Below are 12,417 nucleotides of genomic sequence, written 5' to 3'. Positions count from 1 at the left end.
TGTCCGCTTGATTTCGCCCCGTTGGCATCGGCTGGCGGCAACGGCGAGCGGCGACGGCGAGCTCAGTGGAAGGGCAGGTACTCGCTGATCTCCCATTCGCTGATCTCGTCGGAGGGCTCGCCCACGGCCACCACGTAGCGGTCCCATTCGGCGTCCTTGATGGCCAAGAAGTTGTCCACGAGGTCGCTGCTCACCGCCTCGGCGAGGGCCGTGTCGGCTCGCAGATCAGCCAGGGCATCCGCGAGGTTCAGCGCTGAGGTGACCTCAGTGTTCCAGGCGTCCATGCCGTCATTGGTCTCGGGCTCGGGGCATTCGATGTCGTCGACCACACCGAGGCGCGCTGCCTGCAGCACAGCGGAAATTGCCGTGTGGATGTTGCAGGTGCCATCTGCGAGGCGGGATTCGATGCGGGTGCGTTCGGCCCGCTCGGGCGGCACGCGGGTGCCGACCACCCGGTGGTCGTAGCCCCAATTGGCCCGCCGACCGCTGAACGTGAACGGCCGCAAGCGCCGGTACGCGTTCACCGTCGGGGCGCACAGCGCCGTGAGCCCCTGATGGTGGGCACACAGCCCGGCCAAGCATGACTTCGCCAATTCGGACAGCCCGTCGTCGGTGCTGGTATCGACCAGCGCGTTCGCCCCGTTTGCGTCCACCAGCGAGAAGTTGACGTGGACGCCGTTGCCCTCGAACTGCTCGTACGGCTTGCCCAACAACGTGAGCCGTAAGCCGTGGTTGAGCGCGCACTCGCGGGCAAGCACTTTGAACAGGAACGCATCGTCGGCGGCCCGCAGCCCATCGCTGTAGCGAAGCGTCAGCTCGAATTGGCCGGAGTCGAACTCGGCGTTCACCGATTCGAGCACGATGTCGCTGCCGGCTGCGAGGTCGACAATCTCGTCGATCAAGCCGACCGGATCGACGAAACGACCGGTGCCGTAGACATACGACCCGGGTGTGTCCCAGCGCTGCCAGCCATCCTCGTCAGTGAGCTCGAGCACGTAGGCCTCGAACTCGATGCCGACCATAGGGCGGTAGCCCAGCGCCTCCCAGTCGGCAATCGCTTTGCGCAAGGCGTACCTGGCCGAGTAGCGGAACGGCTCACCCCCCTGGGAGAGGTCGCACACCGCCACTTTGGTGCGGTCGTCTTCCCAGCCCGGTCGCAGATCGGCGGGGTCGAAGGTGGCATGCATGTCGGGAAATCCGTCGAGCACCCCCGATCCAGGCGCGGCCACGAACGAGCGGTCATAGGCGAGGCTGAACACGGCTGCCGCATGGCCGGTGCCTTCATGGGCGAAGGCGACCGGGAGGTACTTGCCCCGTGCAAGACCGAGGTGGTCGGGCCACAGCATGCGAACGCGTTCATTGGCCATGGCGATTACCTCCGAATTGCCCTGCAGAAGCTATCCAAGGGTGTCGCAGTAGAGGGGTAGCATCGACCCGATCCACCGGAAGGTCTCACTATGAAACGACGCATCTTGGCTTTGCTGGCTGTTTTTGCGCTGCTCGGCGCCGCATGCGGCAGCGACGACGACACCACGGAGGCCGAGCCGGCTGCCAGCGAAGCACCGGCTGCAACCGAAGCGCCGGCTGCAACCGAAGCACCGGCTGCTGCTGTCACGATGACCAGCATCGACATCGACCACATCTTGAGCGCCGATCTCGCCAACTGTGAAGAAGCGCCGACGGGCGATCCGATCCGGGTGGGCATGGCGATGGACTTCAGCGACGTCGTCGGATTCGTCGACATCCCCGGCTCCAAGGTGGTGCCGTACGTCGCGGAACTCGCGAACTGCCGCGGCGGATTCAACGGCAGGCCAGTGGAAGTGCGGGTTTCCGAAGTCGGTGAAGACGCTGCGCTCGCCACCGAAGATCTGCTCGATTGGGGCGCACACTTCCTCATCGGGCCGCCGTTCGCTGACTTCGCGCTGCCGATTCTGCAGACCACGGGCGGCAATGTTCCGCTGTTCGTGGCGGCATCAACCGAGCCGACGTTGGCGGATGCCTCGATCAACTCGTATCTGGTCACCTTCGACGACCACCAGATGTCGGGCGCTGCGGCCAAGTGGGCGCTCGGCGAGGGCATCACCAGGGCAATCGTGTTCACCGAAGGCGCAGGCATTCCCTACACCGGCGTCAACCCTGACGCATTCATCGCCGCATTCGAAGCAGGCGGCGGCGAGGTGGTCAGCGTCCAGACCTACGTGTGGGCTGGCGACACCGATTTCTCGTCGCAGGTGAACGAGATCGCTCAGATCTCACAGAACAACGAAGTCGTCTTCTCGGCCGCATTGGGATTCCAGGTAACGGCCCTGCGTGGGCAACTCGAAGGCCAAGATCTTGACGGCCTGACCTACATCGGCACCGACGCCTTGGACGCCACCGGCATCCAGGTCGAGGCGAACAACGAGGGCATCGCCCATACGCCGCACACGAGCATCACTGCGGGCGACCGGATCGATTCCATGCTCGCCGCGTTCGAGGCCGTCAAGGGCGAGGCACTCGAGAGCCGTGGCTTCATGGCGCTGTACGTCGACTCGATGTTCGTCGGCATCCAGGGGATGCTCGACTGCGGCTGCGACGACACGGCCGAGATCGGCGAGGCCGTCAAGCAGCTCTCTGAATTCCCGGGACTGTCGGGCGAGATCACCTATAAGGGCACGAATGGCATTCCGCCGAAGGCAGTGCCGATCAACCGCATCGTAAATGGCGAGGACGTTCTCGTCGCCACGATTGACTGAGTCCGCTTGAGCGCCGGAGTAGCGGGTACAGCGCCGGACGCGGTGGACTCGCGATCTCCATGCTCGAAGTCGAAGGCCTCACCGCTCGGTACGGCTCGATAGCGGCATTGCGTGGCGCGACCCTGAGCGTCGGGTCCGGTGAGGTCGTCGGCCTCATCGGGCCCAACGGCGCGGGCAAGACCACGCTCCTGTCGACCATCGCCGGGCTGATGGCCCCGGCCGAAGGCCGCGTCACTCTTGAGGGCAGCGACATCACGGGCCACTCGCCTGAGAAGTTGCTGCGTTTGGGAGTGGCGCTCGTGCCTGAGCACCGTCGCATCTTCGCCGATCTCACCGTGGAGGAGAACCTGAAGATCGGCGGGGTGACGGTGCCCGCAGCGAATCGAGCAGAACTGCTCGATGAGATGTGCGAACGCTTTCCGGTGTTGCGGGAGAAGCGGGATGTTTCGGCCGGTTATCTGTCGGGGGGCGAGGCACAGCAACTGGCCATTGGGCGAGCGCTGATGTCGGCTCCTCGGTTGCTGATGATGGACGAACCCTCGCTGGGCCTCGCTCCGGCGCTGGTCGACCTGGTGTTCGAGTTGATCGCCACGTTGCGCGACCAGGGCCGCACGATGCTCGTTGTGGAACAGAACGCAGCACGAATGCTGGCTGTGTCTGACCATGCGTACGTGCTGCGAAGCGGCGAGGTGGTGGCCGCGGGCACGGGCGCTGAGCTGAGCCAACGAGAGGATTTGTTCGACACGTTCGTCGGGCCCGAAGTGCCCGCCGAGGGCGGGCTGCGGGCCGCCGGCGAGTCACATGGGGGCAGCGCGGGGTGACCGAGCTGGCGCAGAACCTCATCGACGGTCTTGGCCGGGGCAGCATTTACGCACTGCTTGCGCTGGGCGTGGCCGTCGTGTTCGGCGTCATGCACCTGCTGAATTTCGCCCACGGCGAACTCATCACCGTCGGGGGCTACGTGGCGCTGTGGACCCTCGGTCGCGACTGGCCTTGGTTCGTGGTGGCACCGCTGATTGTGGTGAGCGCAGTGCTGACCTCGCTGGTGATCGAGCGGGTCGCCTTCTCCCGTGTGCGAGGAAGCTCAGACTTCACGCTGCTGCTCACCTCCTTCGGCGTGCACTTCGTGATTTCCGCGATCTTCTTGCTGTATGTGTCGGCCTCGGTGAAGCCGTTCGCGAGGCCCACGTGGGTGACGAACACCTACTCGGTCGGGCCGCTGCGGATCGAGGTGTTCGACACGGTCGTCATCGTGGTGACCCTGCTCACGCTGATCGGCACCACCCTGCTGCTGCAACGAACCATGTTCGGGCTGTCACTGCGCGCCGCTGCGGCCGACTTCGACACCGCCCGGCTGATGGGCGTGCGTTCTGACACCGTGATTCGGGGTGCTTTCGCCCTGTCGGGACTGCTGGCCGGCATCGCTGGGGTGTTCTGGCTGATGCGGGCCGGCAGCATCAACCCCACCGCTGGCATCGGTCCCATGCTCAAGGGCGTTCTGGCGGCACTCATCGGCGGTCTCGGCAGTCTCCGAGGGGCGGTTATCGGCGGCCTGGCGCTGGGCTTGGCGGAAGTGCTGTTGCGCTCACGCCTGCCCGACAGCGTCGCCAGCCTCACCGAAGGTGTGGTGTTCTTGCTGATCGCCCTGCTGTTCATCTTCAGGCCGCAGGGCCTCATCACCGTGGCGCGAGCCGAACGGGTCTGATGTTTCCTCGCTTCGGACGCGATGTCGGCTTCCCGATTATGGGATCCGCCGCGCTCTTCACCGTTTTCCTGGCGGGCGGACTCTTCTACCAGAGCCTGCAAGGCAGAGCTGCCGAACGTCTGGTGACGGTCATGCTGATCGACGCCATCATCGTGCTCGGCATCCAGATCTACGTCGGCAACACAGGTGTGCTGTCGTTCGGCCACATCGGTTTCGGCGCAATCGCCGGCTACACGTTTGCGATTCTTGCCATCAGCCCTGAAGAGAAGCTCAAGCGCATTTCCGATGCCCCGTTCGGGCTGCACGAAGTCCTGCTGCACCCGGCGTTGGCCGTTGCCGTGGCCATCGGGGTGACGGTGGCGGTGGCGCTCGTCGTGGGCATCGGATTGGCACGCTCAGGCGCGGAATCGGGTGCTGTCGCGGCCACCGTGATCACCTTGGCCCTGCTGTTCGTCACCCATGAGGTGGCCCGCAACTGGCCTGATCTCACTGGTGGCGACCGTGCAGGTCTCACGTTCAAGGTCGGGGCTGCGCTCGACAGCAGACTGCCGATTTATGGCTGCTTGCTGGCAGCGTTGATCGTTGCCCGGCTCTATGCGCAGAGCCGCAGCGGCAAGCTTGCAGTTGCTGCGCGCGAGGACAACTTGGCGGCACGCGCCATGGGTGTGAACCCGCTGGTGCAGCAGACCGCGGCGCTGCTCATCTCGGTAGTTGTTGTCAGCGCCGGGTCGTCGCTGCGGGTGTATGAGAACGGCTCGATCCTTCCCGACAATTTCTTCTTCAGCTACACGCTGCTGACGCTGACCATGCTGATTGTGGGTGGCCGCAACAGCGTCACTGGAGCGCTCGTCGGCGTTGCGGTGATGACGGTCGGGCGCGAACTGGCCCGGCGCCTCGGGCAAGACGGCTTTGAGTTGTTCGGACTCAATCTCGACACCGGACCGCTGGATTGGATATTCCGCGAGAACCTTCAGACGGTCTTTTTGGGCCTGGCAATGCTCGGCTTCATGATCTTCCGTTCGGATGGCCTCCTAGGCGACTGGGAGCTGGATGCCTGGCTGTGGCGTCGCTGGAAGCGTCGTCAGCCCGAAGAGCAGATGCCCGAACCGCTGGCGGAGATTGCGCCGGTGGGCTTGGGTGTCGAGGTGGAACGTCGAGGCCCAGCGCTTGAGGTCCATGATCTCGCAGTGGACTTCGGCGGCTTCCGGGCGCTTGACGGTGCTGGCCTCACCGTCGCACCTGATGAAGTGGTGGGATTGATCGGTCCCAACGGTGCGGGCAAGACAACGCTCGTGAACGTGATCACTGGCATTGTCGAACCCACAGCGGGACGTTTCGGGGTCGGCGATCGGGACTTTTCCGGCGAGCCGAGTCACACGATTGCCCGTGCCGGTCTCGTGCGCACCTTCCAGAACCTGCGGCTGTTCGGGGCGCTGACGGTACGCCAGAACGTGGAATTGGCGAGCCGGGTAGCGGCCCGACATCGGCCGGGGTCGCATCCGCCGGTCGAGACGCTCATTGCCGAAGCCGGCCTGTGGCAGGTACGGGATCGCCGGGCACGCGAACTTGACTACGGCAGCGCTCGGCGCCTGGAACTGGCGCGGGCCGCAGCAATGGCACCGGACTTCCTGCTCCTCGACGAGCCCACAAGCGGCATGAGCGACACCGAGTCAACCGAGATGATCCGGCGGGTGCGGCACATGGCTGCGGCGGTCGATGCCGGAGTCTTGGTGATCGATCACGATCTGAACTTCATCACCGGCATCAGCGACCGGATCTACGTGCTAGATCAGGGCCGGGTGATCAGCGTAGGCACGCCCGATGAGGTTCAGGCCGACCCCGCAGTGCGCGCTGCATATCTGGGCACCGAGACAACCCGGTGAGTACGCTCGGGTGCCGCTGGTGGTGTGCCACCAAGATCTTGACGATCTTGACGGCGTGGGAGTGACATGAGCACAGCAACGCTGGAGCGAACGCAAGAGCCGCAGCGAATCTGGGACGAAGGCGATCCCGAGATGCCGGCCGAGTTTGCTGAGCTGCTCGTGCGGATGCTGAGCTACCACGTCGAGAACAGCACGAATCCCCACTACACCGAATTGCTGACCAAGCTGTGGGATCGCTGCCTCCGGCTTGCACCGGACGAGGCGACCAAGGGACTCTTGGTCAAGCTGATGCAGCAAGAGGTTGAGCACGGGATCATCAACGCCCAGATTCTGGCGGGATTGGGGGTCGACAAGGTTGACCGACCGATCGAGCAGTACGCGTTCCGGCTGTCGATGGATACGTTCTGCGACCTGTCGTACTTCCACGCGCTGATCGACCGGGTCGGTGTGTACATCGGCGAGACCTGGGACGGTGTGCCCTACAAGCCGCTGCTCAACATCGCCACGCGGGTGCACAAAGAAGAGTTGTTCCACTGCACGCTCGGGCTGCGCAATCTGCGACTCATCTGCCAGACACCTGAGGGCCTGGAAGATGCCAACGACAGGATCCACGTCTGGTGGCCGGCGGCGCTTGACATGTTCGGCCGGTCTGATTCCGATTTCGGCGACGCGTACGTGCGGTGGGGCCTGCGCAAGAAGAACAACGCCGACCTCCGCCGGCAGTACATCGCTGACACGGTGCCGCTGCTCGAAGAGCTGGGGATCGAGGTACCGCCGAATCGGCTGAACCGCCGGTTTCTCTAGCCAGTCATGCATCCTGCGAGCGCGGGCGGTCTGGCAGTCAAGGTTTCGAGGCCGGCGCCTCAGGTGGCGTTCATCGAGACCTCTTCGTCGATGCACTGGGAGTGCTTCTGGGTCGCCGAGGGCGAGAACACGCTCGTCGTGGGAGCGTTCGACAGTGGTGACAAGTCGTCGCCAGAGCCTCGCGTCCATGTGATCAACAAGCCGTACGGATGGGACATGCGGCCGGCCTGCGATCCGCCGTCTGCTGGCGACGACCAGGACCTGTTGGTGCAGGTGTGGCAATTGCTGGGTTCGTCCTGAGCGTGCAGGGCGAGGAAGCGGCGTGAATCTCGAGACGCTGGGCCAAGTTCTGGTGGAGACCGAGGTGGTGGTCGAGCCCGAGTCAGTAGCGCTGCTGGTCGATGCGCTGGGGACGCCGACTGCGGGCGAGGTGGCGCTGCGGCTGCCGTTCTTCGGCCCGACCGTCGGCGGCGGTGACTCGGTGGTGGGACCCATCGGGCTCAGCCTCGAGCGGGGCCTCGCCGGCGGCCAGTCGTTCGAGTGGCATCGTTCGTTCCGACTGGGCGAGCGAGTGTCCGTGGTGGTGTCGGTGGAGGACATCATCGACAAGGGAACGCTGCATCTCGCCACGGTGCTCTCTGAATACCGCGACGCAGAAGGGGAGCTGATACAGCGCCAACGGACCGTGTTCGTCGAGCGCAAGGCGGACGATCCCTCGGCGAGCGTTGCAGCGGCAGATGGCGGGGGTTCGGCAGGGGAGTCGAACACGTGAGTGGATTCGAGGTCGCCCAGGCGACTGCTCTGAGGGTCACCCGGGAGGCGATGCGCAGCTTCGTCGACGGTGTGCATGACGCAAACCCGGTGCATACCGACCCCGAATTTGCAGCCAAGGCCGGACTGCCCGACGTGGTGGTGCAGGCTTCGCACACGACCGCAATAGCGCTCGATGCGCTCGTTGCGCAGTTCGGTGCCGATGCGATTCTGAATCTCGACGTTCGGTTGCGTGGACCAGTCTTTCCTGGCGATGACCTGACGGTGTCGCCGGTGAGTTTTGGGGAACACGATCGAGGTGTGGAGGTACGCAACCAGCGGGGCGACACCGTCGCCACTGGCGTCGTCATCCTCCGCGGCGACCCCGATGAATAAGGAGATCAGATGAACTACGAACACCTGCTGGTGGAGGACGGCGACGGCGTCCGGATTCTGACGCTGAATCGGCCGCAGAAGTTCAACTCCTGGAACGCCGCCATGCGCGCCGAAATGCGCGACGCAGTGGACCAGACAGCGACTGCGGCTTCGAACTGGCCCTGTCGTGCGACTTCAGGGTCATCGCGGCCAATGCGCGCTTTGTCATGCCCGAGGCCAAAGTCGGGCTTATCCCGGGATCGGGCGGCTGCTCCCGGCTGGTGCACTACGTGGGGCTCGGACGTGCCAAGGAACTCGTGATGCTGTCGCGCAACGTCAGCGCCGACGACGCCAAGGCGATGGGACTCGCGACCGAAGTGGCCCCCGAGGGCGAGGCCGTGGCGGGGGCACTGGAATTGGCGGAGGAACTCTCCGCGTTCGCCCCGCTCGCGCTCGGCATGGCCAAGATCGTCCTCAACACCTGCACCGACGTGGACCACGAGACTGGCCGCCGCCTCGAACGGCTCGGCCAGAGCGTCCTCAAGACCACCAGCGACCACGCCGAGGGCGCCAGCGCATTTCTCGAGCGCCGCACCCCCGATTGGCAGGGCCGCTAAGCCGCATTGTCATTCGTTGTTCGGCGCTGCGATGGAACGCGAGGGTGCGGTGCGCGAGGTGATGGCCTCGTTTGGCAAGGCGGTGGGCAGTGAAGAGGTGTTCGAATGGGGCAGCTCGGCAAATCGGTCCAACGCATCGGGCGAACTGGAGTTCGAGGATGCGGTGGCGCAGATGGTGGGCCCCGTGGGCGTGGCGTGCCCACGATCATCGACATGGTGAACGTGCTCGCCGACATGGAGCTGGAGGTCGAGGCGGCAACGCTGATGATGACGCAGATGTCGGGTGCCTTCGACCGTGCGCCGACGGACCCCGACGAGGCCGTCTTCTCGAGGCTGGCCACCCTGGCCCACATCGCTGCCCGAGCCGTCCCGTCCCGCTGACGCCCGCTTCGACGCTCGCGCTGCTACTCCTCGACGAGGCGGGACGGAAAGCCGCCCTTCGAGATCGGCCCCCAGCTCTCGATATGCAGGCGCAGCAGCACTTTGCCTTGGCGGGTCATCGCTGCCCGGTAGTCGTCCCAATCTGAATGCTCGCCGCTGATCACCCGGAAGTACTCGACGAGCCCCTCCATCGCATCGGGAAGGTCCACCACCTCGCCACGGCATTTGAGCTGCACCCACTCGCCAGCCCACCCATCGGACATGACGACCACCCAGGCCTGGGAGTTGCGCCGCAGATTGAGCGATTTGGCCCGCTCGGGGTAGCTGCTGACGAGCACGGCCGTGCCGCTCTCGTCGAGGCCCATGGTGACCAGCGATGCCTGCGGACGACCGTCCCGCCGCAACGTGAGCAGCACCCCGTGGTGTCGCTCGCGGACGAATGCAACCAGTTCGTCTCGCTCGACCGTGCGGTCCGCAGCAATCGACGCCATCTGTGTCTCCCCGGATCGTCCCAATAGCTCCGGCAGTCTCGCCGCTCAGCTCGCCATTCGGCACACCGGTGGGCGGCTCAGGACGCCGATGGTTCGCATGACTTGCCCAAACAGGGGAGAATCGGCAACGAACGGCGCTGAGCCTTGGCGCTGACAAGGGGTGAGACACGACATGTTGCAGCACTTCCGGGTACTGGACCTCTGCGACGGAATCAGCCAGTTCGCGGGCTACCTGCTTGCCAGCCTGGGAGCTGAGGTGATTGCCGTCGAGCCTCCTGACGGGGTGCGCAGCCGTCACCTCGGGCCGTTCATCGACGACGAGCCGGACTTGGAACGCTCGCTGGGCCACTGGGCCTACAACCAGGGCAAGCGCAGCGTCACTGCCGATCTGACCACCCCAGACGGACGGCAGCGACTGCTGGAGCTTGTGAGGGGCGCGGACGCGCTCATCGAGGACGCGCCGGTGGGCCTCATGTCTGCATTGGGTCTTGGCTATGAAGAGCTCGCCGCCGTCAATCCCGCCATCGTCCATGCGTCCGTGACGCCGTACGGCTCGACCGGCCCGCGCAGCGCCTGGGCAGGTTCGGATCTCACCGCTGTGGCCGGCAGCGGATTCCTGCACTCCAGCGGCGACGCCGACCGTGCCCCGGTGAGAGTCTCGGGAGTGCCGCAGAGCTTTCTTCAGGCCGCCGGCGATGCCGCTGCGGCCACGCTCATCGCCTTGCGCGAGGCCCAACGCAGCGGCCTCGGCCAGCACGTCGATGTCTCTGCGATGGAGTCGATGACCCACGGCCAGCCGCAGAACCTGTCACCGCGGGTCAACGCCAACCCCATCGACCGCATTGCCGGCGGCCTCAGCCTCGGCGGCATCGACATCCCGATGATGTTCCCGTGCGCCGACGGCAACACCATCTGCGTTGCGCTCATGGGGGTGGCATTCGCGCCCTTCACGCGACGGCTCGTGGAGTGGGAGGCGGAGGAGGGCTTTGCCGACGAGGAGCTCCAGGCGGTGGACTGGGAGACCATCGCAGCCGAAGTTCTCAGCGGTCAGCGCTCGCCCGAGATCATCGTCAAGTCGTTCGCGACTCACGCCCGCTTTCTCGCGACCAAGACGATCGAGGAATTGTGGGCTGCGGCGTTCGACCGGAATCTGCTGATCACGCCGTCGGCACTGGTCAGCGATCTCCTCACGAATGTGCACTTCGCCAGTCGCGACTTCTGGCGAGACTCCGAGTTCGACGATGGGCGACGTGCCCGCTTTTGCGGCCCGCTGGTCCACTTCAGCGACGACGCGCCCGAGCGCACCCCGGTCGTGCCACGGCTCGGCGCTCACGACGACGCGATCGACACCGACCGGCAGCCCCATGCCGCAACCGTGACAGCGGCAGCCGCCGACGGCCCTGAGTCCAATGGCACTGTCTCGGAAGGCACAGTCTCGGGCGACGCGGTGTTGCCGCTCGCAGGCCTGAAGGTGGTGGAGTTCTCATGGGTCATCGCCACGCCCTCGGCGGTGCGCATCCTTGCCGACTACGGCGCCACCGTGGTCAAGGTCGAGACCGAGGGCCGGCCGGACACCATGCGCACGGTCAACCCGTTCGTGGACGAGGAAGCCCATCCCGACAACAGCGTCGGCTACGGCGTGTACAACGCGGGCAAGCGCAGCCTCAGCCTGGATCTCAGCAAGCCCGAGTCGCGCCAAGTCGTCGAGGACTTGATTCGATGGGCCGACATCGCCACCGAATCTTGGGCGCCAGGATCGGCGGCGCGCATGGGCTTTGGCTACGGCGACTTCTCGGCGATCAACCCCCAGATCATCATGCTGTCGAGCTCGCTGCTGGGCCAGAGCGGTCCCTACTCGAGCCTCGCCGGCTACGGGTTCATGGCGGCCGCCATCGCCGGCTTCTACGAGATCACAGGTTGGCCCGATCGCGGCCCCGCCGGTCCGTATGGCCCCTACACCGACTTCTTGGCGCCGCGCGTCATCGTGGCGTCCCTCATGGCGGCCCTGGAACGGCGTGACCGCACGGGATCCGGCTGCTATCTCGACCTTTCACAGACCGAAGCAGCACTGCACTATCTGGCGCCGGCCATCTTGGATGCCTCGGTCAATGGCCGGGATTCGCAGCGATGCGGCAATGAGGATCCGCACATGAGCCCCCATGGCGTCTACCCGACCGCCGGTGACGATCAGTGGGTGGCGATCGCCTGCACCGATGACCGTTGGCCTGCATTGGCCGGTGCGGTGGGGCCCGACGCCGACGGGGCCGCCGGCTGGGATCAGGCAGCCCGCCGCGAGCGCGCTGGGGTGATTGACGAGGCAATCTCGGCGTGGACCTCGGAGCGCACCAACGTCGAGGCAGCCGAGACGCTCCAGGCGCTCGGCATCGACGCCTACCCGGTCAACAATGCGCAGGGCTGCTGCGACGACGTCCAGCTCACAGCACGGGAGCACCACATCAACGTTCCCCAGGGCCACCGCGGGACGATGTGGACGCAGAACTGCCGGACGCGCATGTCGCGCACACCTCCGGTCGTCTGGCGAGGCGGGCCGTGCCTCGGCGAGGACAACTACGAGGTGCTCACCGAGTTCTTGGGCTACGACGCCGACCGCATCGCCGATCTCGCAGCAGCCGAAGTGCTCGGTTGAGTGCCCATGCGGGACCCCCTCCTGCCTCG

Annotated in this window: 14 protein-coding genes; 12 read left to right on the top strand and 2 right to left on the bottom strand. The window is 65.5% G+C overall.

Features of this window, described 5'->3' with window-relative positions; genetic code table 11:
* Positions 1-62 precede the first annotated feature (62 nt).
* Positions 63-1,367 carry a glutamine synthetase family protein gene (locus ACQY5K_RS05150; RefSeq protein WP_428120661.1) on the bottom strand — a complete coding sequence of 435 codons (1,305 nt, stop codon included), beginning with the start codon at positions 1,365-1,367 and terminating at the stop codon, positions 63-65.
* Between the two features lie 90 nt (positions 1,368-1,457).
* On the opposite strand from ACQY5K_RS05150, the gene ACQY5K_RS05145 reads away from it, so the two are divergent.
* The 11 genes from ACQY5K_RS05145 to ACQY5K_RS05095 all read left to right on the top strand — a co-directional run bounded on the left by ACQY5K_RS05145 (position 1,458) and on the right by ACQY5K_RS05095 (position 9,250).
* Positions 1,458-2,735, top strand: coding sequence for an ABC transporter substrate-binding protein (locus tag ACQY5K_RS05145; RefSeq protein WP_428120659.1), 1,278 nt, complete (start codon positions 1,458-1,460; stop codon positions 2,733-2,735).
* Positions 2,736-2,794: 59 nt separating this feature from the next.
* Positions 2,795-3,556, top strand: a complete 762-nt coding sequence (locus ACQY5K_RS05140; protein ID WP_428120657.1) for an ABC transporter ATP-binding protein — start codon at positions 2,795-2,797, stop codon at positions 3,554-3,556.
* A complete protein-coding gene (locus tag ACQY5K_RS05135; protein WP_428120655.1) occupies positions 3,553-4,440 on the top strand; it encodes a branched-chain amino acid ABC transporter permease in 888 nt (295 codons plus the stop codon). Before ACQY5K_RS05140 ends, ACQY5K_RS05135 begins: the two co-directional genes overlap by 4 nt.
* Positions 4,440-6,323 (top strand): ATP-binding cassette domain-containing protein, encoded by a 1,884-nt coding sequence (locus ACQY5K_RS05130; RefSeq protein WP_428120653.1) that lies wholly within the window; start codon positions 4,440-4,442, stop codon positions 6,321-6,323. Before ACQY5K_RS05135 ends, ACQY5K_RS05130 begins: the two co-directional genes overlap by 1 nt.
* 66 nt (positions 6,324-6,389) lie before the next feature.
* Positions 6,390-7,127 (top strand): Phenylacetic acid catabolic protein, encoded by a 738-nt coding sequence (locus ACQY5K_RS05125; protein WP_428120651.1) that lies wholly within the window; start codon positions 6,390-6,392, stop codon positions 7,125-7,127.
* A gap of 63 nt (positions 7,128-7,190) precedes the next feature.
* Entirely contained in the window at positions 7,191-7,427 is a 237-nt protein-coding gene (locus ACQY5K_RS05120; RefSeq protein WP_428120649.1) for a hypothetical protein, read from the top strand.
* Between the two features lie 22 nt (positions 7,428-7,449).
* Positions 7,450-7,899 (top strand): FAS1-like dehydratase domain-containing protein, encoded by a 450-nt coding sequence (locus ACQY5K_RS05115; RefSeq protein ID WP_428120647.1) that lies wholly within the window; start codon positions 7,450-7,452, stop codon positions 7,897-7,899.
* On the top strand, positions 7,896-8,273 hold the full coding sequence (locus tag ACQY5K_RS05110; RefSeq protein WP_428120645.1) for a MaoC family dehydratase: 378 nt from the start codon (positions 7,896-7,898) through the stop codon (positions 8,271-8,273). Before ACQY5K_RS05115 ends, ACQY5K_RS05110 begins: the two co-directional genes overlap by 4 nt.
* Complete coding sequence (locus ACQY5K_RS05105) at positions 8,270-8,869, top strand: enoyl-CoA hydratase/isomerase family protein (RefSeq protein ID WP_428122559.1); 600 nt, start codon at positions 8,270-8,272, stop codon at positions 8,867-8,869. Before ACQY5K_RS05110 ends, ACQY5K_RS05105 begins: the two co-directional genes overlap by 4 nt.
* A gap of 31 nt (positions 8,870-8,900) precedes the next feature.
* Positions 8,901-9,089: a hypothetical protein gene (locus ACQY5K_RS05100; protein ID WP_428120643.1), complete on the top strand. Its 189-nt coding sequence runs from the start codon at positions 8,901-8,903 to the stop codon at positions 9,087-9,089.
* Positions 9,083-9,250, top strand: a complete 168-nt coding sequence (locus tag ACQY5K_RS05095) for a hypothetical protein (RefSeq protein WP_428120642.1) — start codon at positions 9,083-9,085, stop codon at positions 9,248-9,250. The genes ACQY5K_RS05100 and ACQY5K_RS05095 overlap by 7 nt, the downstream gene beginning before the upstream one ends.
* 23 nt (positions 9,251-9,273) lie before the next feature.
* Here ACQY5K_RS05095 and ACQY5K_RS05090 read toward each other — a convergent pair whose 3' ends face one another.
* A complete protein-coding gene (locus ACQY5K_RS05090) occupies positions 9,274-9,741 on the bottom strand; it encodes a PPOX class F420-dependent oxidoreductase (protein WP_428120640.1) in 468 nt (155 codons plus the stop codon).
* Positions 9,742-9,913: 172 nt separating this feature from the next.
* Here ACQY5K_RS05090 and ACQY5K_RS05085 point away from each other — a divergent pair, with 172 nt between their 5' ends.
* Positions 9,914-12,388 (top strand): CaiB/BaiF CoA transferase family protein, encoded by a 2,475-nt coding sequence (locus ACQY5K_RS05085; protein ID WP_428120638.1) that lies wholly within the window; start codon positions 9,914-9,916, stop codon positions 12,386-12,388.
* Positions 12,389-12,417: the final 29 nt, after the last annotated feature.

It is taken from the genome of Candidatus Poriferisodalis sp. (assembly GCF_965262965.1).
In the GTDB taxonomy this organism is placed as follows: domain Bacteria; phylum Actinomycetota; class Acidimicrobiia; order Acidimicrobiales; family Poriferisodalaceae; genus Poriferisodalis.
The sequence above is the reverse complement of the archived record's forward strand: the minus strand, read 5'-3'. Positions and strand labels throughout refer to the sequence as shown.

What these genes read in the sequence shown, in the direction of transcription:
- ACQY5K_RS05140 (WP_428120657.1), top strand. Translation starts at nt 2,795, where the DNA reads ATGCTCGAAGTCGAAGGCCTCACCGCTCGGTACGGCTCGATAGCGGCA.
- ACQY5K_RS05090 (WP_428120640.1), bottom strand. Translation starts at nt 9,741, where the DNA reads ATGGCGTCGATTGCTGCGGACCGCACGGTCGAGCGAGACGAACTGGTT.
- ACQY5K_RS05125 (WP_428120651.1), top strand. Translation starts at nt 6,390, where the DNA reads ATGAGCACAGCAACGCTGGAGCGAACGCAAGAGCCGCAGCGAATCTGG.
- ACQY5K_RS05085 (WP_428120638.1), top strand. Translation starts at nt 9,914, where the DNA reads ATGTTGCAGCACTTCCGGGTACTGGACCTCTGCGACGGAATCAGCCAG.
- ACQY5K_RS05100 (WP_428120643.1), top strand. Translation starts at nt 8,901, where the DNA reads ATGGAACGCGAGGGTGCGGTGCGCGAGGTGATGGCCTCGTTTGGCAAG.
- ACQY5K_RS05130 (WP_428120653.1), top strand. Translation starts at nt 4,440, where the DNA reads ATGTTTCCTCGCTTCGGACGCGATGTCGGCTTCCCGATTATGGGATCC.
- ACQY5K_RS05145 (WP_428120659.1), top strand. Translation starts at nt 1,458, where the DNA reads ATGAAACGACGCATCTTGGCTTTGCTGGCTGTTTTTGCGCTGCTCGGC.
- ACQY5K_RS05095 (WP_428120642.1), top strand. Translation starts at nt 9,083, where the DNA reads ATGGTGAACGTGCTCGCCGACATGGAGCTGGAGGTCGAGGCGGCAACG.
- ACQY5K_RS05150 (WP_428120661.1), bottom strand. Translation starts at nt 1,367, where the DNA reads ATGGCCAATGAACGCGTTCGCATGCTGTGGCCCGACCACCTCGGTCTT.